Raw genomic sequence first — 20,883 nt, forward strand, 5'->3', positions numbered from 1 at the left:
TACTTTGAGTTAGAAATAAAATAGGAGATATTTTGAAGTATTTATTGGTTTTGTTGGTAGCATTGTCAGCTCTTTCTTCACATGCTGAAGTCGACGTGAATTACGATAAAAATCTTGTGTCATTGCAAGCTAAGATTGAGCAACTAACTGATGAAGTAGAAAGATTAAAACAAAACCAAAAGTTAGAAGTAAGTCTTTTAAATCAAACGGATACTTCGGGTATTGAACAATCAATAAAAGATACTAGTAATAAACGCCTTGTTTCGTTTAGTGAGTTCTCAGAAATGTCGAAAAGTTTGATGTCACGAGTAGACTCTACTGATGAAAGTGTCAGTACAATACTTGGATTGCTAGGTGTAGTCTCAGCTGTGTGGGGAATATTAATAACTATATTTTTGGTTATTTTAACATATTTGCATTTTGGTAGCTTGAAAAATGCGGTCGAGGAAAGCCAGCTTAAAATGGATTTATGGCTTAAAACCACTGCTCTTGAGAAAATTGAAAAGATTAGCAATGAGGCTGAAGAGAAGTTACAAAGTATTAGAGATCGTGAAGCTACTGCCCGTAAAAAGGTGTCAGAACTTTTGGAAATAAAAGAATCAGGTATCAGCAACGAAGTTGAGCTTACAAATGAAAGTACTAGTGAACACTCAAAGCAATTAGAGTCTGCAATTTTAGATTATAAATCTGGTGACTTTCCTTCAGCTATTTTGAAAAGTAAACTGATTTTGGAAAAAGATTTAGATATTAAGACTCGAATTGAAGCTGTTAAAATCATTGCGAATAGCTATCAAGCGATGCAACTTAACGAATCAGCAATAAAATTCAATGAAGAGTTAAAAGAGCTAGTTTCTTTATATTCAAGCGACAAGTCTGATGCTAAGAAAGCTGAGATTCAGCTCAACATCATAATGAACAAGTATCCAGTTGATACTTCTGAAAATAATTCAGAAACAATTAAGCTAATTAATGACCTTGTTTCGGTTTACAAGGCTTCAAATGAAATTGAAGTCATCCGAAGCGTAGCCAAAGCGAGAATGCTGAAAGCTGTAGCGCATGAAAACAATGGTCATTACTTAAATGCTCTTACCATTTATAAAGATATTGTTGCTGACTATTTTGGTGCAAATGATCTAGAGTTAATGGACGTTGTGAGGCTTTGTCGTAAAAATATTGAAAAAATTCAAGAGCGTACATAACAAACTGTTTAAGAGGGATTCGCAACGCGTGGCATTTTTACTGTGCGTTGTTCTAAGTGATTAAGGTGGTATGCGGTGGTATCGGTATTGCGTTGCTCACCCCTTAACAGGGCGTTATAAGCCATCTTGATTTTGGAGAACGATATGGATAGAAAATAGCAAGTGATTTAGCTAACACAATACTGTTAAGCACTAAGCTAGAGGGTAAGTATAAACTGGAAGATTATATAGCTCCGGGCTACATCGAGTCTTTTCATACGTTTGCGAACAATAAGGAGTCTCTGGGGGCTTTCTTGATATCAGATGGCTCAAAATCATATTGGATATTTATAATTGATTGGCAGAGTAAAAATAATTTCTATTTAGTCGTATACCCAGAAAAATCAAATCAAGCTCCTCTTGCTGAAATACATAAACAGACCGTTTTTACCGATGGGGTAGATTTGGTGTGGAGGTACTCGCCGAGGAAAAAAGATGGCTTAAATGAACAACGGAAAGAACAGTTTTCTAATATGATCGGCGGCGGAGAGTTTGTCCTGTCATTACCTAGTAATCTTGTTACTTTCGAAGATACTTTGGATGACCTATTTCGTTTGATTGCTTGTAGAGTTTTAGCGGATCAGCTTGGTGGTATTGATAGCAATCAATCGAGTGATTCATTTCCTGAAGGTAGAAGAGTTGAACGGAAACATTACTTGAGAGAGCGCTCTTCTGCTCTTGTTGAAAAAGCGAAGAAAGAGTATGCGCTTAAAAATGATGGGCGCCTACCATGTGAAGTATGCGGTTTTGACTTCAGAGAATGTTATGGTTCTCATGGTGATAGCTATATTGAAGCTCACCACATAATCCCCTTAAGTGAACTATGCTCAGCCGATGGAGCAAAAACGAGATTAGAAGACTTGGCTATGGTTTGCTCTAATTGTCATCGTATGCTTCATCGGGCTCCTCGGATCGATCTTTATACGTTGCGTGAGCAATTCAAATAATGGCTTATAACAATCTGTTTAAGAGTGATTCGCAACGCGTGGCATTTTCACTATGCGTTGAATTTAGTGATTAAGGTGGTATGCGGCGGCATCAGTATTGCGTTGCTCACACCTTAACAGGGCGTTAGGCAAGGTACGGTGAGTTTCTCATTTCTATTCTTTCTTTGTCCCCTCTGGCATCTGGCTTCCTTAGTCGGCAATTTCGCATTGTCGGCTCAAGTTCTTGAATCTCTCCAATCGTAAAACATGCCAAAATTTGTGGGTTGCCTCATTGGTTCTCAGTGTGGGTTGGTGGTGAGTTTCACTGGCTTAAAGTGTGGATAGGGCAAGTTAATCGAAGCTTTCGTTTTTGTGATTAGTCCTCAGCTTTAAATCTATCAGGCTCAAAAGCTACTTTGTCGCTGAAAGGCTGCGTTTCGTGGTTGCTGAAACCTCGGCTATAACATAGCGACTTCTGTAGTTCTTGAATCACAAAAAGTCCTTGGGTGATTGGTTGCTTATGATGTTTAAGGTATCCTGTATCAAATCTAGTTAGTGAGCACACGGAAATCTTGCCTAACAAACAATTCAAGCTGATTCGCAACGCTCGGCACTTTCGGTTTCAATTGGTTTGGTGATTACGGGACAGTGCTTAGGTAAGGGGTAGCGTTGCTCACAACTTAATTGGGCGTTATGCGATTGAGAATTTATGAACGAAGAAATTGAAACGACACTTAGAGAAAAACCAGAAGTAGCAGATCAGGTAATTGCCTCTCTTAGACAATTTATAGACCGTGATCGATATTTGTTAGAAGTTAATGCGAATGAACGTTCTCTTACTCATCGAATTGGTATGTATTTGCAAGCACAATTCGAGCGTTATGATGTTGATTGTGAGTTTAATCGAGATGGACATGACCCAAAGGAATTGTATATTGGTACAGAAGACACCACTGTATTCGATGATAATGCAATGACAGTTTATCCGGATATTATTGTTCACCGTAGGGGCAGTAATAATGATAATTTGCTGGTAATTGAGTTTAAAAAGTCGTCATCAAGTGTTGGTAGTGGCAAAGATATGCTCAAACTTCGTGCTTATAAAACGGATCTCCATTATAGATATGCACTATTCGTTGAGTTAGGTACGACCAGAATGAGAGCTGAACCTGAAGTTACTCAGGTTAGGTGGGTCTAATCGCATAACAAACTGTTTAAGAGTGATTCGCAACGCGTGGCATTTTTACTATGCGTTGGTTTAAGTGATTAAGGTGGTATGCGGGAGCTTCGGTATTGCGTTGCTCACACCTTAACAGGGCGTTATGCAAATAAGGAAATCAATGAGAAAAGCGAGAACTATTCGTACTGATAATTACATACTTAGTCTTAGCGATTATATCGAGAGGATAGAGTTTTTAGATATATCAGACACGCAATCAAATTTTTTGTTTCGAGGGCAGCGTGTAAAAGGAAATCTATTGCCTAGTGTTGCTAGGAATAATCCTAAACTGGACACGACAGAGTTAGAAAAGAGCCAATTAACTAACCTAAGGTTAATCGGTTCCAGTTATCTAGAAGAAAACAGTAATAATGACGTAGATTTGTTGGTTTTAGCCCAGCACTTTGGTCTGAAAACGAGGTTGTTAGATTGGAGTTCTAATCCATTGGTTGCACTATGGTTCGCTTGTAATACTACTGATGACGGGGATGCATACGTGTATGCTCTCGACTCTGATGCGTTCTTAGACAAGGAAATTTACTCTAAAGACCCCTTTAGCATAGGCAAAACTAGCGTTTTACAGCCTAGGCTAAACAATGAAAGAATAATAGCCCAACATGGGTGGTTTACATTGCATAGATATGCCCAAAATAACTCAAGATTTGTTGCTCTTGAGAAGAATAAAGATATTAAAAAGTTCATTACTGAATTCACGATTTCAAGCAAGTCTAAGCAAGATATCTTAGTCTCATTAGACCGTTACGGCATTAATAGTAGAACCCTATTTCCAGATTTAGAAGGCTTATGTAAGTATCTAAACTGGCGGGACAAATTTGCATAACAAACTGTTTAAGAGTGATTCGCAACGCGTGGCATTTTTACTATGCGTTGTGTTTAGTGATTAATGTGGTATGCGGAAGCTTTTACATTACGTTGCTCACACCTTAACAGGGCGTTAACTGTAATTGGAGGAAAAATGGAATCAGCATTAGCTCTAATATTAGATAAGATTCCAGATTGGGTTATCTGGTTTATTCCGTTTGCATGGTTGACTCCTAAAGTGTTCGGCTTGAGGGTAGTTCGTAGAACACATGGCGGTGTGAAGTTTACAAACACTATAATTTGGCGAGATTTCGCAAAACTATCTAGTTGGTCAGTGTTCCCTCCGTTCTTACCTCATCAAGAGGCCAGTGTCGTTGAAATTAAACCGGGGATATGTATTTTCAATAAGTTGCTTTCTGATATCGAACTTTATCCAACAGCACGACAGACTACCAACTTACAATATCAGGCGTTAGTAACAAAAGACAATCGCTCGATCGCAGTTAGTACTATCATCGCGTATGAAGTTTCGGACATTGTAAAAGCTTACGGTGAGACATGGGATGTGGAAGACTTAATCAAGGATATTTCTTTGGCTAAAGTCCGCCAGCTTCTAACCTCAATGGAATACAAAGATATTATTGTCGATCAAACTCAAATCGATACTGATCTAACAACTGAAATATCTCTCGAGTTAGTAAACTACGGGATAAAAGTACATAAAGCTTATTTCACCGATCTGGCACCTTCAGGAAACACTTTCTTTATGAACTCAGAAAACTCTAATCTGGTTCCCATGCCAGACGGCAATTAAAGCTCGTGGTGAAAATTACAGTTAACAAACTGTTCAAGAGGGATTCGCAACGCGTGGCATTTTAACTATGCGTTGGTCTTGGTGTTTAAGGTGGTATGCGGCAGCTTCAGTATTGCGTTGCTCACCCCTTAACAGGGCGTTAGGCTATTGAGGAGAGTTTGAGCTTGAAAACAGTTTGCGTAGCTCTAAGTATGTTGCTTATTTCATCGCTTGCATATGCAGCAGTCGTTCCTGGTTTTCAGGGGCATTATGAGCGGTATAACAATGATCAATTGGATACTGACACTGCCTTTATTGACTTAACTAAGGTGGGTTCGAACACATACGAACTATCAGGGACAGCAGTTTGGGTAGGAGACTCTTCTTCTGGCCTTGTAAATTTTGGAGAAATCGACGGAGTTGTAACGTTAAAAGGTAATCAAATAGGCTATGATGTTGACGGCTGTACTCTCCAAATTTTATTAGATCAAGATACCCTCGTAGTTAGCAAAGACAACGGTTGTGGCGGGCTAAATGTCACCTTCAATGGGACGTACGTGAGAACCTCAGAGAGTCAATAGCCTAACAAACTGTTCAAGAGGGATTCACAACGCGTGGCATTTTCACTATGCGTTGGTTTAAGTGATTAAGGTGGTATGCGGCGGCTTCAGTATTGCGTTGCTCACCCCTTAACAGGGCGTTATGAAACACAGGAGAACTTTGATTATATGAATTTACCAATGTCAGATACTGTGCTTTTCGAAGAAGATTACCTCGATGAGTTCAATACTAATTTTAAGAAAAAATTTGGGCTTGAACTGGCTATTACAAAGGACTTCATCGGAATCGATACTGGCTTAATTCTCTATTCTGATGACACTCGAAAAAGCATTGGCAGTAGAAAAGTATGGTTTCAATTCAAAGGGATCGCTGCTGGTAAGCAAACATCAGATCGTTATGATACTGATTCATACATTACGGCAAGAAATATAAAAATGACGCACATTAAGTATTGGGGCAACTTCGGTGAACCCGTATATCTGACAGTGTATAGTCAAAAAGATAATAAGTTTTACTATATTGATTCAGAGCAGATTCAATGTTTCTATGACGCTGGTAAAACTCAAACTGACATCAAAATTGAGAAGAGTGCTCTTCTCAATGATAGTTTCTTTGAGAGTCAGCGATGTCTTGTCCCATCAGTTAGAGCAGAAGCTACTTACAAGGGTAGAGTTCTCGCTATAAACCTTGATCCTTTGAGAAGTTCAATTGCTAGGTTGGATCCAAATACATATACGAATCTGATTTCACGCTTATTAACGAGCCATAATTTTATTGAGTCGAGTGTGTCATCTTTTTCGACTGGTGAATGTAAAAACGGAATTTTGCTAGACTCTTTGGAAACGCCAATATATTGGACAATCAGCTATGGCTCTTCTGATTCTGTATACCGAGACAATGGAGAGTTTGAGAACACCAGTGGTGAACTGGAAATTTATATTGTCCCAAATGTAAGTGACTTTGATTTTGAGGCACTACCGATCATACCGAAAGGTAAACAAGCTATACTTTTTTATAATGACGAAGAGTCTGATGTTTTGTTTGGAAAGATGCGTTCAAAAAACATACTTCCAATATCAAACCATTCAGTGACTTATAATTTAATTTTGTCTCCAATACTCTTTAATGAGTTTAAAACTGAAGTTAAATGGGAGACTATGAATACGCTGGTAAGTGTTTCATAACAAAGCGTTTAAGACAGATTCCCAACGCTTGGCATTTTCGGTGTTAATCGTTGGGTTTTGTGTTTAAGGTGGCAATGTTTAGTTTTGTGGTAGCGTTGCTCACTACTTAACGCGGCGTTAGAATAAATTGGAAGCTTCAGAGATGATATCTAAATATAAGTCGTTCGAACCAAAAATAATTCCTTCAAGTGCTCTCGCTAAGTTAGGCTTATCAAGCGTTTTAGATGTGCCAATTCAACCGGAGTCGTTCTCTCAATTGAATTATTGCTATAACAATGTTCAAAAGCATTTAGAAAACAATGCTGGCACGATGGTGTTTGGCTGGATAACTTCAGTCTGGGGTAATCTTGTTCTAAGACTAACTGCACACGTAGTTGTTCAGAAGCCCAACGGAAAATTAGTCTGTGTATCGCCATCGGCGTTAAATGCAAAAAAAGTAAAATTCATACCAGACCCTGAAATCTCCGTTCTGATCAAAAATGGTCGTATGCCGATAAAGCATATGGCAATAAAAGAACATGAGCTTGTTCAACAAGTTTTAGACATTGAGGCAGAATTTGAGGCTTTGCATCTTTCAGGTGCTGGAGCAATAACGGCGCAAGTAGCTAACGAGTTCGACTTTAGACGTGCTCTAGCGTATTCAAAGCTTGAAAAACTAGCGCAAGAAGTAACTTCAAAAAATGATCAGTGCTTTTGCGGTTCAACTAAACAGCGGAAAAAGTGCTGTAAATAAATTTATTCTAACAAACTGTTCAAGAGTGATTCGCAACGTGTGGCATTTTTACCATGCGTTGGTTTAAGTGATTAAGGTGGTGTGCAGTGGCTTCAGTATTGCGTTGCTCACACCTTAACAGGGCGTTAGTCGCCAGAAAAAGCTAGCAATCAAAATCATGTTTCTAAGCTTAAAATTTTGCTGATGATTGTTTGCTATACAGGCTCTTCATCGATACTCAAAAATCAGTTTCAGCTGTTTTAAGTCCAAAGTTTTGCAAGTGTCCAAGCGATTTTTTTGTTCTTTGGTGCTGGCAGAACAGGACAATCGAGCGTCTGTTCTTGGTTGCGACTCCGCTCGGTGAGTTTGCTGGTTCAAAAGCTGATTTATTCGCAGAAATCACGTTTTCTCTGGTGTGGTAAGTTCCACGTGGTTTCAGTAACTTTGTTGAAAGTCCGCATTGTGAGATTGGTTTTCCAAAAGCGCTTGTTGGTGTTGCCAGTCCGTTTTCTACGGCGTTGGTTGTTCCAAGTGGTTTCATTAAACAGCCGCTTTGAGACTACGCCTGACTTAAGTGCATCAAAGCACATGAAGTTTGTTGTTCGCAAAGTTTAGTTTGGCTTAAAATTGTCGCTCGGTGCCTCGCGACTAACAAACTGCTCAAGAGGGATTCACAACGCGTGGCATTTTTACTATGCGTTGATTTTAGTGATTAAGGTGGTTTGCGGCGGCTTCGGTATTGCGTTGCTCACCCCTTAGCAGGGCGTTAGTACGGGTTTGACATCAAAGGTCATAAGTTTTGGTGTTTATCTGTTTTGGCGTTCGTCTTTACACCTTTCAGTTTGTACCTTTCACGTTCTTTCCGGTGGCATTATATGCGGAGTGTTTGCTTTGATTTCACCGTTTACGGTTTCTAGCTCTTAGCCTATTTCTTTGGCGCTTCTTCCCTTTCGCGGTTTTTACTAAGTCAGAATTGCCTTTCTTTGGTGTTGCCCTCCAAGTGCGAGGATCGAATCCTTTTCTAATTTGAAGCAAGTAAAAGTAGGGGAGTTCAGTGCGTTTTTCTTCTAGCCAACTTTTGTCTCTTAACCGAGTTTAAGTTTTGTAGCTGCCCGTCTCACTTCAGTGTTCAAAGCCTTTCATATCATGCCACTTTTCAATATCTTGGAGCGCATAAATAGAAGTAGCGCATGTACTAACAAATTGCTTAAGAGTGATTCGTAACGCGTGGCATCTTTACTTTGCGGTGGCTTATGGTGATTAAGGCGTTGTGCGGTAGCTTTTGTATTGCGTTACTCACACCTTAGCAAGGCGTTATGCATTTTCTCAAATTTATCCCTCAGAGAGGTAATAAGAGTGGCACAAGGTATTATTTCAGATAATTGGTCCCTTCAAGACATTTCTAGTTTGTTTGTATATGGTATGGAGAAGTCATTTGCAGATGAGATTGTCATCTCAAATGGTGAGCATAGCTATAAAGAAGTTAGTTATGCATCAATTCAAACAGAAGCTTTGTTTGACTTTCTAACTGACTTAGTTTTGAGAGACGAGATATTAGTTGAGGCTAAATTTGAGCATGCATGGATGCAAACAAGCAGTCCGATATTAGCTGCCAAAAATTTAGGTGTTGTTCGGAGTTATCCCTTTTTAGACGAGCCTCATAAACTAGTTGAACCAAGAAACCGTATTATTGAGCACATGAGCTCAACGGAGTCTTTGAAGCTAGCTCATAGAGAAAATGTATCGAGCTGGAGAGAAACCCAAAGGGCTCAGCATCCGCTTTTATCACAGACAATGTGGGGTGGTGCAGGAATGTGCGCTAGAAGCTTTGTTTATGAAAAAAGCTATACTCCACACCCCCTCAGAAAGAGGTTTTTTGTCAACTCAGGGTTTATGTTGCCTGCGAATGACGCTCTGCATCAACTTACCTCATTTTTAAACGATGAACAGTTGAAAGTGTCAAAAAAAGCATATGGAACAGATTCATTGTATTCACTATTTGTAAATATGCCTGCTATTCCTATTAGAGTCATTCAGGATGCTTCATCTCCTAGTCAACTTATTGATGTCGCACTACAGATGAGACAAGATTTTGCAAAATTAAGAGAGTGGTTAAAGTTGTTCCAGAAAGCACTATCTGAGGACAATTTACAGGATATTACGAACTATCGTAGACAATTAGATTCTATTTCTGAGTATGTGAATTCTAAAATAGGGCTAGGCTCTGCTCAAAAACCTGTAACTATGGAAGCAGGCCTGGGAATTTTTAAAATGGTTACGCAGGCTAATCCGATAAATACCCTTAAAAACCAATTCGGCGTCCGTGCTACTTTGAATAGCTTAATTTTTGGGTCTAATGGTAAACAAGAAATCAAAAAGTTTATCGAAATGTTTGAGCAAAGAGGAACTGCTGTCGGGTACGATATCGAGCAGCATTTCACAAAAAATGCATAACAAACTGTTTAAGAGTGATTCGCAACGCGTGGCATTTTCACTATGCGTTGGTTTTAGTGTTTAAGGTGGTATGCGGCGGCTTTGTATTGTGTTGCTCACACCTTAACAGGGCGTTATGTGAGTTGGTGGAGTCAGAGTTAAGGAAAATATAATGAATACAGAAGAATATTGGAGACTATGGGACGAGTCACTTTTGAGAACTCTTGGTTTAAATTTAAATCCATCGTTTGGATCAGAGTTTGAGTTCAAAGATGTACCTTTAGAAAAGATTCGAGGAACAATTTCTTTAATTGACGATATCTTTACTAAAATAATTAAAAAAAGAGATCAAGATGGCGTTAGTCGTGAGATTACAAGGCTAGATTGCACAAGGTTATCCTATGAATTACAAGGTGAATTAAAGAAGAACGGTATAAAGTCGATATTAGTTACTGGTGACTATGTTTTTCATGGCGAACCAATGTATAACGTATCAGAGAAATATATTTTTTCCCAATTAGGGGCATCATCACCAGGAATGGGATTGCATACTTGGCTTGTGCTAGATAACTATTTATTAGTTGATCCTTCAATAATCATTTTTAATGAAAAAGAAAAGTTTTTGGCAAAGGAAATAGATGGAAATCCGTATATTACAGATATAGAAAAAATCAATTCAGACTTGTTCTACATTCCTTTCGTTTTGGGTGAAGAGTATTTGATTAAAATTAATGCGCTTCATTCTACTTCCGACGTACTGTTACCTGATGTGAACGTCAAAGGTGACTCACATGCAAACGAATCGATTGAACCTTCGAGAAATACACTTTGTCCATGTGGTAGTGGTGATAAGTATAAATACTGTTGCGGTAAACTCACATAACAAAGCATTTAAGAGTGATTCCCAACGCATGGCATTTTTCATTCCATCGTTGAGTTCAGTGTTTACGGTGGTGAGGTTAAGTTTCGTGGTAGCGTTGCTCACACCTTAATGCGGCGTTATGTGATTAGTGGTTCAGTGAAAATATCAGAGAAGTAGAATGGCATTCAATATAAAAATTCCAAGTACAGGAAGTATTCAGAATATCTCAGTTGATGGAGGTAATTCGGTTATCATCGTTGGTGCTAACGGTGCAGGTAAAACGAGGTTAGCTGCATTTATTGAAGAGTCAATGGGCGAGAAAGCTCATCGAATAGCTGCACATAGAGCCCTGACATTAAATCCTAGTGTTAGCAAAATTAGTGAGAAACAAGCAAGAATAGCATTGAAAACAGGGTTTAATAGCCTTAAGGCCACGTTAAATCACCGACAAGGTCAACGCTGGAAAGATAATGCACCCGTAAGCCTACTTAATGACTTTGACTTCTTATTGCAGACTTTGTTTGCTGAACAAACAAACACATCATTATCGACTCACAAAAAAGTCAGGGCTGGAGATTATAGTGATGCGGTCGCTACGAAATTCGAAGTTCTGACACATACATGGCAAAAGTTGCTACCTCATAGAGAATTACACATTTCTGGTGATGATATTCAAGTTTCGATAACGGGCTCAGATATGAGGTACTCGGCAACTGATATGAGCGATGGCGAAAGGGCTGTTTTTTATATATTAGGCCAAGTATTAGTAGCAGAAGCGAGCTCTATTCTAATTTTTGATGAGCCCGAGCTTCACATACATAAGTCTATAATGTCTAAATTGTGGGATGAACTAGAGGCATTACGTCCTGATTGTGCATTTGTATTTATAACTCATGATCTAGAGTTCGCCTCAAGTAGAGTTGCAGACAAGTATGTGATTAGTGCATATGATCCATCTCCTAACTGGAGCATTGAGCAAATTCCAGAAGACACTGGATTTGATGAAAATTTAGTTACACTCATTCTTGGTAGTCGTAAGCCAATATTGTTTGTTGAAGGAAATAGTAAAAGTTTAGATTTTGCTACTTATCGTAGTTGTTACCCTGACTGGACTATTATTCCTCGTGGCTCATGTGAACAAGTTATACATTCAGTAGTCACGATGAGACAGAATGAGACGCTAACTCGTATTCGTTGTTCTGGTCTTGTTGATGCTGATGATTATAGTGATGACGATGTAACTTATCTAAATAGCCTTGGTATACAAGTAATTCCTGTTTCAGAAATTGAAAACTTGTTCCTTTTGCCCGCTGTCAGCAAAGCAATCTTACAGTCGGAGGGGTATTCAGGGATCGAGTTAACTGAAAAGTTTAATACATACCGTGATGCAGTATTTACCAGTGCAAAAGAAAAGCATATCACTGATGTTGTCATTAGGTATTGTAAAAGACGTATAGATCGGACTTTGAAAAAAATCGATTTAAGTGAAGTATCATCTGTAGATTCGTTAGATCACGTGTTGCGAGAGAAAGTTTCTACATTGAATGTTGCAGCAATTGCGGATTACAAAAAGACAACTATTGAAAGCGCAATATCAGACCAAGATTTGACTGTTTTCTTAAAACACTTTGATAACAAAGGGTTGCTAGCCATAGCTGCAAGTTATCTGAAAGGTTGCAGACTTTCTGACTTTGAGCAATGGTTGATCAGAGCATTAAGTAAGCAAAGCAGCAGCTCAATTAAAACTGCAATCGGTGAAGTATTACCAGACTTGGACGTAAATTAAAAATCACATAACAAAGCATTTAAGAGTGATTCCCAACGCTTGGCATTTTTCATTCCATCGTTGGGTTTTGTGTTTACGGTGGTCTAGTTGAGTTTCGTGGTAGCGTTGCTCACACCTTAATGCGGCGTTATGTTTACTTGAAATTCAAAGGCTTAAAGGTCTTAGGCTCTAGTTCTTTCTCCCTCTGGCAATTCGTCCCTAGTAGACTCAGCAAATCAGTATTGTCGGTCTAAGTTTTTGAACCAATCAGCCCGTAAAACATGCCAATGTTCGTGGGTTGCTTCATTGTCAGGTCGTGTCGGTCGGCTTTTGGTTTAACTGGCTCAAAGTCGCTTTTAGGTGCTTAGCCAATCAGCATTTCAGTTTGGCAGTTGCCTCGGCAATTCAGCATTGTCTTGCGCTTTGGTTGGAAAGACAGGGCGTTTGTTGAAGCGTAGTCGGGGTGCCTCATTGGGCAGGGAAGTGGAATTACTAGCTTTAGGTTGGTCGCCTTTGTCGGTCAAGTTGGGTTCTGCCTTGTGGCTTGCTTCAGAAAACTAGTTGGAAATAGCAGTTCTTTCTCAAGTAAATCATATATTTGTGGTAAAACATAACAAACAATTCAACAGTGATTCGCAACGCTTGGCGCTCTCACTTCGGGTTGAATTTAGTGTGTACGGCGCAGTGTTCAAGTTCAGTGTCTGAGCTGCTCACACGTTAATTGGGCGTTAGCTGAATAAGAGGAAAAAATGGCAAAATTTGAAGAATTACCTTTTGATGTGAGACCTGATTTATCTCCGTTTTTGATCCATCTTACTAAGAATACGATCAAAGATGATAAATATTCAGCTTTCGATAATTTAGTTAATATTTTAAAAACTGGTGAAGTTTGGGGTTCTACGAGTAGTAAGGGTTTTATTAAAGGTGCAAATAAAGCTGCATGTTTTATGGATGTTCCAATGTCTTCACTGAAATATATTATCAATGCAGACAACAGTGACCCTGATAATCCTAGATACGAACCTTTTGGTGTAATCACCACGAAGAAGCGAGCTTATAGTAAAGGATGTAGACCTGTTCTGTATTTATCTAATGAAGAAGTTGAAGCCCTAGGAATCCCAAATCAAGAGTTATGGCGGGTAGTCCGCTTTGAGAAAAATGGTGATAATTGGATAAGTTGGATGCATGAGCGTGAGTGGCGTTGCAAAGGGAAAATGAAGCTCCCTAAAAAGGTATTAGCTGTATTTGTTAAAAACACGTCACATGCAGAAAAGCTTCAGAAAATGATCAATGAAAATCCAGACGACTTTAAGTCAATACCAAAGTCTATAATCCCAGTGAACATTATGTGTGAGGGTTTGCCTTACCTTTAAGCATTCAGCTAACAAACAATTTAAGAGTGATTCCTAACGCTTGGCATTTTTGGTTCTAAATTTGAGTGCGGTGTTTACGGTGGTATGGTTGAGTTTCGTGGTAGCGTTACTCACACCTTAATTGGGCGTTATATTTCTTTTTAGTTCAGTACGTTATAATGTTAAAACTCAAGTCGAAAGCCGAAACGTGAATACGTCTCTCAGTGGTGGTCTCCTGAGACTGATGATGGCAGCCTCGATTTACTTTGCGTCAAATCCACCTGTTTTTGTGGTGCAGTTTCTCTTAGCGGAAATTGTGGGGTTTTTAACTAGTCAGACTAAGGAGGGAGAGCTTATGGGTATGAAAATTATCAACAAAATTAGTAGTAAATTTAAGCAACTTTCAAAATGTGTTGCCATGTTTTGGGAGAACCACCGCTCTTTTAAGTTTAACTTACTGATGATCTGGTGAAACTCCGGTGAAAAGAGCAAATTAGTAGGTGCGCATAGCCCAAATCACCTATAGCGCACTGAAATATAACAAACAATTTAAGAGTGATTCAGCACGCATGGCATTTTTGGTTTGGGGTGAATTTAGTGTTTACGGTGGTCTAGTTAAGTGTCGTGGTCGCGTGCTTCACACCTTAATTGGGCGTTAGCTACTATCCATTGAAATGAACATTGTTGTATAATATCCCTTTAAACACTACGGATAAAATAATGAATAAGAACTTAGAAAAATTCCTTCGCGAACATTGCAATTTGATTAATTGGAATCCAACACCGTTGCAATTGAAAGCGATCCAAAAGGAAATTGAAGAAGCAATTGCTAACGGTAAGAGATTAAGTCGAAGTGATTGTCAGCACATTGTAGTTAAGCATTGCGGCTCAACCGAGATGATGCTTTTGGATAGTGTTGATAACTCTGACCTTAATACACTATTGTCATTAGCTACAAAAAAGGATGCCGATAATTGATGACAAATGAACAAGCAGTCATCACAGCGGGGCGAGAAATCGCCCGCTTAAAATCAATTTACGTTCAGCACGTTACTCCTTTGGTTATTAGTTACCAGCAAAGTAACATACAGCCAAGTCTCGAGGCGTTATTAAAGAGTCAACAACTTGGCAATGATTACTTCAACTATGTTGAAAGCTTTGTCGGTGAGTCTGGTTTACTTGGAGCTCATGCGAATGGTAAATGGGTTACTGGGTTTGCAGAAGATTGCGCAGAGGTTTTGAAGTCTTATGTTCTTCACGCTCAATTTATAAATAGTTGGGAGTCAGTATTAGGTCCCCAGTCTAAACCATCAATAAATGCGTTTTCTAACATGCAGAGAATGGCTGCAGAGTACTTGCCCAAACAACAAGTAGCTAGCTTAAAAGAATTATTTGAGTCCAACTCTTTACCAGTGCAGGGGTTTTATGTGAAAGCAGCGTCAAACGAAGAAAAGCAGCCTAAATGGCAAATTATTACGAGTATTGTTATAGGGTGTATATCCCTTATTGCCATTGTAACTATCGCACTTCTACTTCCAAATCCGACCGAATTCCAAGAGTTTATTTTCCGTGGGCTTTTAGCTCTAGCTTTAGCATCAATAGCTTCATTAGTACCTGGATTTATGAATTTGAAAATTGGAACCCGTAGTAGTAAAGCGTATTTTGCTATTTATGCTGGAGGAGCTATCGCTATATTTGTTCTTATTTGGTTGGTAAATCCACCTAAAATTGGTACGCCAGAAGCAAATTCAATCCCGCCAGTAATTGAGCAACATAGCTAACAAACTGTTTAAGAGTGATTCGCAACGCGTGGCATTTTCACTATGCGTTGTGTTTAGTGTTTAGGGTGTTATGCGGCGGCATTGGTATTGCGTCGCTCACACCTTAACAGGGCGTTAGCTGACAAGCGTCCATGCTAGAGTAATCCGTTATTCGATTCCGTACTCAGCTTTTAACGACTTCACAATGAATTTTGCGTTATATGTAAATACATTCGCAGGTCGTTCTTTAAACATCACAATTGTGTTTGTATTGCTAGGTTTGGAAATTGCGTATGTTTGACCACCACTAAACGTAGTCGTAGCAGTACCAGTTGCAAAGTTACCAAAACTTGATACGTTTGCGGTTGTATGACTTGTTGTTGGAGTTGTATAGGTACTATTTGTTGTGTAGCTATCACTATCAATAATGGTAAAAAACTCATAACCATTACTTACAGTAAGCTCTGCTGAACGTAGCATAGTGAAAGCTGCTGCTCTCTTCTTGCTCGTGTAGCCATTTCCTTCAAAACTTACTACAAAAACGTTTTCGTCGAGTTGTGTTTCTGAGTAGCCGCCAGTGAAACCTTGGTTTTGATATGCTGTAGCACAGCCGCCAAGAGAAAGTAGAATTGTTGCGCCAACAAGGAAGTTTTTTATGCTCATAATTTAGTATGGTTTGTTTTAAAGGGCGCGTAAGATACTGCTTTTGAGTGGGATTATATATTGAAAAAGTTTTATCCTCACGACAGGTGTGGCTTATCAGCTAACAAACTGTTTAAGAGTGATTCGCAACGCGTGGCATTTTCACTATGCGTTGGTTTTGGTGTTTAAGGTGGTATGCGGTGGCTTTTGTATTGCGTTGCTCACACCTTAACAGGGCGTTATGTGGTTGGAGAAAAATTATGAATCCATCAGCGGTTCTTGTTCATGTCCCAGATATAGCGAAAGGGCTTGAATGGTACAAGAAAGCTTTTCCAGAAGCCGTTCCGATTTACCATCCTGACTTTGACTTCACAGCGCTTGATATAAATGGTTTCTCACTAGAAATAGTCCAAGCAGATAAAAAGGTTGGTGCTGGTAAAAGTGGCACAGTTGTTTACTGGTCAGTAGATGACTTATGTGTTGCACTGGCTCATTTTCAAAAACTAGGTGCGCGCCTTTATCGCGGACCAATGGAAATTGAAGATGGTCTTTCAATGTGCCAAGTTGAGGATCCATTTGGAAACTTAATAGGACTACGTGGGAAAACCACATAACAAATTGTTCAAGAGGGATTCGCAACGCGTGGCATTTTTACTATGCGTTGGTTTTAGTGTTTAAGGTGGCATGCGGCGGCATCGGTATTGCGTTGCTCACCCCTTAACAAGGCGTTAGGCTTAAATCTGATTTTAGTAGGTAGATTGTGAAAAAAAGAATTGGCGACATAGTAAGCAAAGTTAAGTCCGGAATGAATCAAGCATATGCTGACACTCTAAATTTCACTGATGACCCTGCAGCAAGATTCGGGGCTGAATACTTATTTACGGTTAATGTAGCTAAGGAGATCGGCAGATTAAATGGACCTGACGCAGATCCTTATCAAATATATATTGAAGCTAGCGTTAAGAAAGTTGCTAAAGATTGCCTTCCTTTAATCAAACGGGGCAATCCAATGGTTAGAGGATCATCTATTATCCGAAAAGGTTCTCCTTTTATGGAGCGCGAAGGTCGTGTAGATATTGCTGTTTATACAGATGTAATGCCATATAAGTGCAATGGAAATACTCCCTTTTGTATTATCGAGCTTAAAAGCTTTAATCCCGCTAGAAAGTTAGTAATAAAAGACTTAAAGCGAAACTTAGAATTTTTAACTTTATCCGGACCAACAGGTAAGTCTTTTGTTGAAGTGGGTTTATTCTCTGCTGTCCACACTGTAGCCCCTACAAATGATTCAGCACAACTAGATAAACAAGTGAAAAAAATTAAAGATGACTATAGTAACTGGTTGTCTGAAGTCGGAAATTTAGCTGGTATTGACACCGATATCCAAACTTTCACACTTAGCAAAGATGTAGAAGGTCGAATAATAGATGATATAGATGGGTACTATGTCGACACAGATTCTAAACATCACTTTATTGGTGTTATCGTGATCTTTACGAACAAAGCCTAACAAACAATTTAAGAGTGATTCAGCACGCTTGGCATTTTTGGTTTGGGTTAAGTTTAGTGTTTACGGTTGTCAAATTGAGTGTCGTGGTCGCGTGCTTCACACCTTAATTGGGCGTTATATCTTTTAGGTGGGTTATGGGGAAAATTAGAACAAAAGAATTGTTCGATATCGTTAGAAGCGTTAGTAACGATGAGGTTAATCAGCGAGCAGTCTTATCATCAAATAAAAGCAAGGTTCAACGTTATATTTGGCTCTTCGGCTTCGGAATTCCGCTACTTATATCGCTTATAACGTTCTTTGTAGCATATAAGTTTCAGCTAGAAAGCACATGGTTTTGGTTCGGCTTGTTTAGCTTATCTATATGTTATATATCAATAATTCTCAGCATGCTCTGGGACGTATTTACACACCGAGATATTCTGAAAAGACTATGGACAGAGCCTTTTGCTTTGATTGTGTCTAACGCCGAAAGTAATGCATCTACTGATATGGCACATTATCGAAAGCTACTTAGTTACTCGTTAGAAGAGTTGCGCTATTTACTGTTGCAGTTAGTATCTGAAAAAGAAGCCTTTTCTAGACGTATTTCCCTTATAAATGGAAGCATAGAAAAAGTAGGTTTGCTACCGGGAATATTAGCTTTAGTCGTGATGTTTACAAAGTTACCAAGCGAGCAGAGTCCTCCTTGGGTTGCTGGGATCGCGTTGGCAATACCTTTTCTTCACATCTTTGGCGTTGGGATGATGTTTCTTATATCTAGGCTAGAGAGAAGCATTAAGTTAGTTGAGTTGGCTATTACTAAAAAGATATAACAAACAATTTAAGAGTGATTCAGCACGCTTGGCATTTGGGGTTTGGGTTACGTTCAGTGTTTACGGTGGTCAAATTGAGTGTCGTGGTCGCGTGCTTCACACCTTAATTGGGCGTTAGTTCCCCAGAGGAAGCAATCAATCCGTAGGGAATTTTTGTTTCTGGTGGAGTACACGCATAACTCGGATGATATCGCCCTCGAGCCAGTAAGACACAATCATCGAAATCTCAGGAATAATGAGCAATCGTCCGCGGATACCATCTCGTTGTACACCCATTAAAGGTTGTTCAAGCAAGTTTTCTACTTTTGCTTCAATGAGGTTGTCAGTTTTTTCTGCCGCATCAGGGTTAAAGTCATAGAGAAACTCGAAGATCTTTTCACGATCATTAAGTGACTCTTCTTCCCATAAAATCATTGCTTACCTCGATTACGGATTCTGGCTTTGCGCTCTTCCATTCGAGATTTTGCAGTTTGGTGCTCAACGAAAACGGATTTTCCTGAGTCAAACTTCTCAAATGCTAGGTTTACTTGTTCAGTTAGCCATGCATCGTGAGATAATGTTTTTCTTTGTTGTTCAGCGAGTTGCTCAGTAAGTTCACGGCAAGCATCACTTAAAGTTCGACCTTGGCTCTCAGCCATTTGTTGAGCTAGGCGTTTTGTTTCTTCATCAACACGAAATTGAATTCTAGTGTCCATGATGTATTCCTTTGTTGGTGTGTGTACAAATGTTAGCACTAGGCTTTGAGATGGGCAACTAACAAGCAATTTAAGAGTGATTCGGCACGCGTGGCATTTTTACTATGCGTTGGTTTTAGTGATTAAGGTGGTATGCGGGAGCATCGTATTGCGTGCCTCACACCTTAATTGGGCGTTAAGCTTCAATGAGGACAATATGGACTACGAAGAAATAAAACGACAGGGTATCGCTGGCTTTGTCGAAGATGAAGAGCAAACTAGACCAGAGCGTATTGTTAGATTTGTAGAGCTAAATGAATTATTTTCGCCACAGGGAGATATGCTTTTTACTGGTGGTTTACAGTCTAGCCTAGCTTTTCATGAATTGGCTAATAGTTACGTTAACGGTAATTACATGGCAGTTGTACTGTTGTGCCAAGCTTTTATTGAGCACTCATTGTCCGGTGAGTTCATCATGAGAGGACAGAATGCAATAGCGGAATCGTCGTTTAAGAAAATCCTTGAATCTGCAAAGGGAGCTGAAATTATAAGTGAAGCTCTTTTTGAACAATTGGAAGTGTTGCGGAAAATCCGCAACCCTTATGTTCATGCGAAAGCGGGGTTAAAAAATGGTTCATTGGCTAAGAAAATGATCGATGGTCGATTTGAATCTGCTGAAGACCTTGCTAAGTCGGATGCACTAAAGTCACTTGGTATACTAAAGTCTTTTGTGCATGAAAATGTATTTATGTGGACCCCTCAGCCTGAAGCTTAACAAAGCGTTTAAGACGGATTCCCAACGCTCGGCATTTTCGGTTTGATTCAGCTTTAGTGTTTACGTCACAATGGTTTAGGTGTGGTGGTCTGCGTTGCTCACCACTTAACGCGGCGTTATGTATTTTAATCATTGGTTTAGTGACAACTGACTAATTAACGTCGGAGCTACTGTCAATGCAACTAGAAACGAGTAAAAGCATGATTCGTATTGTTAGGAGAATTTGTGGTTCATATTATGCGCCTGGAGTTCTCATAGCCATTTTTATTATGTCGATATGTGTTGTAGAAAATAGAGTTATTGAGGGGCCATACACTGATAACGATGTGTTATACCATAAAGCTGAGGTAACAGGTAAGCATGGTACTGCTGGTCGTGGACTATCTTATGAAATTATTTTTGATAAAAAACACAAGTACGATATTAAAGTTCAAGGGTATGACTTTAATTTAATAAATAATAACTATTCCTTAGGATATGGTTCGCGCAAAGATACAGGAAACCTTAGTGTTGGGCTAGTTAAAACGCATTTAGATAATATTTATTATACTGTTTACGTTAAGGCTGGAGATGAAGTTCTTCTTTCTAGTTCTGATGGTCTTAATATGGTAAATAAATCTAATGCCGAGCAGGTTAAATGGAGAGCTTACTTAAGCCTTATTGCATTTATTTTACTTTCTCTAATCTTTAGGTTTCTAAAAAAGTATTATTAAATTCTATATATAAAGTTTGCTAATAAATTTGTGCAACCAAAATAAATAACAAACTGTTCAAGAGGGATTCGCAACGCGTGGCATTTTCACTATGCGTTGATTTTAGTGTTTAAGGTGGTATGCGGCGGCA

At 39.1% G+C, this 20,883-nt stretch carries 23 protein-coding genes, 1 other RNA gene and 1 pseudogene; 21 read left to right on the plus strand and 4 right to left on the minus strand.

The genetic code is table 11. The features are described 5' to 3' along the window. Positions 1 to 32 precede the first annotated feature (32 nt). From L1076_RS26240 to L1076_RS26295, 8 genes are all read left to right on the plus strand, one after another. On the plus strand, positions 33 to 1,199 hold the full coding sequence (locus tag L1076_RS26240) for a hypothetical protein (RefSeq protein WP_237304777.1): 1,167 nt from the start codon (positions 33 to 35) through the stop codon (positions 1,197 to 1,199). 293 nt (positions 1,200 to 1,492) lie between these two features. After that, positions 1,493 to 2,185 carry an HNH endonuclease gene (locus tag L1076_RS26250; protein WP_237304779.1) on the plus strand — a complete coding sequence of 231 codons (693 nt, stop codon included), beginning with the start codon at positions 1,493 to 1,495 and terminating at the stop codon, positions 2,183 to 2,185. Between the two features lie 688 nt (positions 2,186 to 2,873). Next, positions 2,874 to 3,362, plus strand: a complete 489-nt coding sequence (locus tag L1076_RS26260) for a hypothetical protein (RefSeq protein ID WP_237304782.1) — start codon at positions 2,874 to 2,876, stop codon at positions 3,360 to 3,362. Between the two features lie 142 nt (positions 3,363 to 3,504). Continuing rightward, positions 3,505 to 4,224, plus strand: a complete 720-nt coding sequence (locus tag L1076_RS26265; RefSeq protein ID WP_237304784.1) for an FRG domain-containing protein — start codon at positions 3,505 to 3,507, stop codon at positions 4,222 to 4,224. 135 nt (positions 4,225 to 4,359) lie between these two features. Next, positions 4,360 to 5,019 carry an SPFH domain-containing protein gene (locus L1076_RS26275; RefSeq protein WP_104027850.1) on the plus strand — a complete coding sequence of 220 codons (660 nt, stop codon included), beginning with the start codon at positions 4,360 to 4,362 and terminating at the stop codon, positions 5,017 to 5,019. 164 nt (positions 5,020 to 5,183) lie between these two features. Then, positions 5,184 to 5,579: a hypothetical protein gene (locus tag L1076_RS26285; RefSeq protein ID WP_237304788.1), complete on the plus strand. Its 396-nt coding sequence runs from the start codon at positions 5,184 to 5,186 to the stop codon at positions 5,577 to 5,579. Positions 5,580 to 5,726: 147 nt separating this feature from the next. Further along, positions 5,727 to 6,743, plus strand: a complete 1,017-nt coding sequence (locus L1076_RS26290; RefSeq protein ID WP_237304789.1) for a DUF4365 domain-containing protein — start codon at positions 5,727 to 5,729, stop codon at positions 6,741 to 6,743. A gap of 142 nt (positions 6,744 to 6,885) precedes the next feature. Next, positions 6,886 to 7,476, plus strand: coding sequence for a hypothetical protein (locus tag L1076_RS26295; protein WP_237304791.1), 591 nt, complete (start codon positions 6,886 to 6,888; stop codon positions 7,474 to 7,476). Positions 7,477 to 7,693: 217 nt separating this feature from the next. Here L1076_RS26295 and L1076_RS26300 read toward each other — a convergent pair whose 3' ends face one another. Beyond that, entirely contained in the window at positions 7,694 to 7,996 is a 303-nt protein-coding gene (locus tag L1076_RS26300) for a hypothetical protein (protein WP_237304793.1), read from the minus strand. Positions 7,997 to 8,811: 815 nt separating this feature from the next. Between L1076_RS26300 and L1076_RS26315 the strand changes: the two genes are divergently transcribed. The 7 genes from L1076_RS26315 (at position 8,812) to L1076_RS26350 (ending at position 15,648) form a co-directional block, all read left to right on the plus strand. Beyond that, positions 8,812 to 9,909 (plus strand): hypothetical protein, encoded by a 1,098-nt coding sequence (locus L1076_RS26315; RefSeq protein WP_237304795.1) that lies wholly within the window; start codon positions 8,812 to 8,814, stop codon positions 9,907 to 9,909. Between the two features lie 151 nt (positions 9,910 to 10,060). Continuing rightward, positions 10,061 to 10,771 carry an SEC-C domain-containing protein gene (locus tag L1076_RS26325; RefSeq protein WP_237304797.1) on the plus strand — a complete coding sequence of 237 codons (711 nt, stop codon included), beginning with the start codon at positions 10,061 to 10,063 and terminating at the stop codon, positions 10,769 to 10,771. 157 nt (positions 10,772 to 10,928) lie between these two features. Next, complete coding sequence (locus L1076_RS26330) at positions 10,929 to 12,536, plus strand: AAA family ATPase (RefSeq protein WP_237304799.1); 1,608 nt, start codon at positions 10,929 to 10,931, stop codon at positions 12,534 to 12,536. Positions 12,537 to 13,264: 728 nt separating this feature from the next. Beyond that, the gene (locus tag L1076_RS26335) at positions 13,265 to 13,888 is read left to right on the plus strand and encodes a hypothetical protein (RefSeq protein ID WP_237304801.1); all 624 of its coding nucleotides are present in this window, start codon (positions 13,265 to 13,267) and stop codon (positions 13,886 to 13,888) included. A gap of 178 nt (positions 13,889 to 14,066) precedes the next feature. After that, positions 14,067 to 14,127, plus strand: an RNA gene (locus L1076_RS26340) — hammerhead ribozyme type II. 460 nt (positions 14,128 to 14,587) lie between these two features. Next, complete coding sequence (locus L1076_RS26345) at positions 14,588 to 14,845, plus strand: hypothetical protein (RefSeq protein ID WP_237304803.1); 258 nt, start codon at positions 14,588 to 14,590, stop codon at positions 14,843 to 14,845. Then, positions 14,845 to 15,648: a hypothetical protein gene (locus L1076_RS26350; RefSeq protein ID WP_237304805.1), complete on the plus strand. Its 804-nt coding sequence runs from the start codon at positions 14,845 to 14,847 to the stop codon at positions 15,646 to 15,648. The genes L1076_RS26345 and L1076_RS26350 overlap by 1 nt, the downstream gene beginning before the upstream one ends. A gap of 147 nt (positions 15,649 to 15,795) precedes the next feature. Here L1076_RS26350 and L1076_RS26360 read toward each other — a convergent pair whose 3' ends face one another. Then, positions 15,796 to 16,290, minus strand: coding sequence for a hypothetical protein (locus L1076_RS26360; protein ID WP_025607779.1), 495 nt, complete (start codon positions 16,288 to 16,290; stop codon positions 15,796 to 15,798). A 239-nt stretch (positions 16,291 to 16,529) separates the two neighbouring features. Between L1076_RS26360 and L1076_RS26370 the strand changes: the two genes are divergently transcribed. The 4 genes and pseudogenes from L1076_RS26370 (at position 16,530) to L1076_RS26390 (ending at position 18,591) form a co-directional block, all read left to right on the plus strand. Next, positions 16,530 to 16,883, plus strand: a complete 354-nt coding sequence (locus L1076_RS26370; protein ID WP_237304809.1) for a VOC family protein — start codon at positions 16,530 to 16,532, stop codon at positions 16,881 to 16,883. Then, a pseudogene (locus L1076_RS26375) lies at positions 16,867 to 16,990 on the plus strand (DUF3265 domain-containing protein). The gene L1076_RS26370 and the pseudogene L1076_RS26375 overlap by 17 nt, the downstream one beginning before the upstream one ends. 39 nt (positions 16,991 to 17,029) lie before the next feature. Continuing rightward, positions 17,030 to 17,779: a hypothetical protein gene (locus L1076_RS26380; protein WP_237304811.1), complete on the plus strand. Its 750-nt coding sequence runs from the start codon at positions 17,030 to 17,032 to the stop codon at positions 17,777 to 17,779. A 134-nt stretch (positions 17,780 to 17,913) separates the two neighbouring features. Next, positions 17,914 to 18,591: a hypothetical protein gene (locus L1076_RS26390; RefSeq protein ID WP_237304812.1), complete on the plus strand. Its 678-nt coding sequence runs from the start codon at positions 17,914 to 17,916 to the stop codon at positions 18,589 to 18,591. A gap of 135 nt (positions 18,592 to 18,726) precedes the next feature. On the opposite strand, the gene L1076_RS26395 is transcribed toward L1076_RS26390, so the two are convergent. Further along, on the minus strand, positions 18,727 to 19,005 hold the full coding sequence (locus L1076_RS26395; protein ID WP_069523642.1) for a type II toxin-antitoxin system mRNA interferase toxin, RelE/StbE family: 279 nt from the start codon (positions 19,003 to 19,005) through the stop codon (positions 18,727 to 18,729). Beyond that, positions 19,002 to 19,286, minus strand: coding sequence for a type II toxin-antitoxin system RelB/DinJ family antitoxin (locus L1076_RS26400; protein ID WP_005398409.1), 285 nt, complete (start codon positions 19,284 to 19,286; stop codon positions 19,002 to 19,004). The genes L1076_RS26395 and L1076_RS26400 overlap by 4 nt, the downstream gene beginning before the upstream one ends. A 196-nt stretch (positions 19,287 to 19,482) precedes the next feature. Here L1076_RS26400 and L1076_RS26410 point away from each other — a divergent pair, with 196 nt between their 5' ends. Both L1076_RS26410 and L1076_RS26415 read left to right on the plus strand, forming a co-directional pair. Continuing rightward, on the plus strand, positions 19,483 to 20,040 hold the full coding sequence (locus L1076_RS26410; RefSeq protein WP_050937202.1) for a hypothetical protein: 558 nt from the start codon (positions 19,483 to 19,485) through the stop codon (positions 20,038 to 20,040). 176 nt (positions 20,041 to 20,216) lie between these two features. Then, positions 20,217 to 20,753, plus strand: a complete 537-nt coding sequence (locus L1076_RS26415; protein WP_158156605.1) for a hypothetical protein — start codon at positions 20,217 to 20,219, stop codon at positions 20,751 to 20,753. Positions 20,754 to 20,883: the final 130 nt, after the last annotated feature.

Origin of the sequence: Vibrio sp. MMG023 (assembly GCF_021654215.1) — a bacterium.
GTDB lineage: Bacteria > Pseudomonadota > Gammaproteobacteria > Enterobacterales > Vibrionaceae > Vibrio > Vibrio jasicida.

Excerpts from the sequence above, each read along its gene's own strand:
- L1076_RS26275 (WP_104027850.1), top strand. The coding sequence starts at position 4,360 with ATGGAATCAGCATTAGCTCTAATATTAGATAAGATTCCAGATTGGGTT.
- L1076_RS26400 (WP_005398409.1), bottom strand. The coding sequence starts at position 19,286 with ATGGACACTAGAATTCAATTTCGTGTTGATGAAGAAACAAAACGCCTA.
- L1076_RS26395 (WP_069523642.1), bottom strand. The coding sequence starts at position 19,005 with ATGATTTTATGGGAAGAAGAGTCACTTAATGATCGTGAAAAGATCTTC.
- L1076_RS26290 (WP_237304789.1), top strand. The coding sequence starts at position 5,727 with ATGAATTTACCAATGTCAGATACTGTGCTTTTCGAAGAAGATTACCTC.
- L1076_RS26295 (WP_237304791.1), top strand. The coding sequence starts at position 6,886 with ATGATATCTAAATATAAGTCGTTCGAACCAAAAATAATTCCTTCAAGT.
- L1076_RS26410 (WP_050937202.1), top strand. The coding sequence starts at position 19,483 with ATGGACTACGAAGAAATAAAACGACAGGGTATCGCTGGCTTTGTCGAA.
- L1076_RS26370 (WP_237304809.1), top strand. The coding sequence starts at position 16,530 with ATGAATCCATCAGCGGTTCTTGTTCATGTCCCAGATATAGCGAAAGGG.
- L1076_RS26345 (WP_237304803.1), top strand. The coding sequence starts at position 14,588 with ATGAATAAGAACTTAGAAAAATTCCTTCGCGAACATTGCAATTTGATT.
- L1076_RS26360 (WP_025607779.1), bottom strand. The coding sequence starts at position 16,290 with ATGAGCATAAAAAACTTCCTTGTTGGCGCAACAATTCTACTTTCTCTT.
- L1076_RS26260 (WP_237304782.1), top strand. The coding sequence starts at position 2,874 with ATGAACGAAGAAATTGAAACGACACTTAGAGAAAAACCAGAAGTAGCA.
- L1076_RS26350 (WP_237304805.1), top strand. The coding sequence starts at position 14,845 with ATGACAAATGAACAAGCAGTCATCACAGCGGGGCGAGAAATCGCCCGC.
- L1076_RS26335 (WP_237304801.1), top strand. The coding sequence starts at position 13,265 with ATGGCAAAATTTGAAGAATTACCTTTTGATGTGAGACCTGATTTATCT.
- L1076_RS26325 (WP_237304797.1), top strand. The coding sequence starts at position 10,061 with ATGAATACAGAAGAATATTGGAGACTATGGGACGAGTCACTTTTGAGA.
- L1076_RS26300 (WP_237304793.1), bottom strand. The coding sequence starts at position 7,996 with ATGAAACCACTTGGAACAACCAACGCCGTAGAAAACGGACTGGCAACA.
- L1076_RS26265 (WP_237304784.1), top strand. The coding sequence starts at position 3,505 with ATGAGAAAAGCGAGAACTATTCGTACTGATAATTACATACTTAGTCTT.
- L1076_RS26415 (WP_158156605.1), top strand. The coding sequence starts at position 20,217 with ATGCAACTAGAAACGAGTAAAAGCATGATTCGTATTGTTAGGAGAATT.
- L1076_RS26330 (WP_237304799.1), top strand. The coding sequence starts at position 10,929 with ATGGCATTCAATATAAAAATTCCAAGTACAGGAAGTATTCAGAATATC.
- L1076_RS26390 (WP_237304812.1), top strand. The coding sequence starts at position 17,914 with ATGGGGAAAATTAGAACAAAAGAATTGTTCGATATCGTTAGAAGCGTT.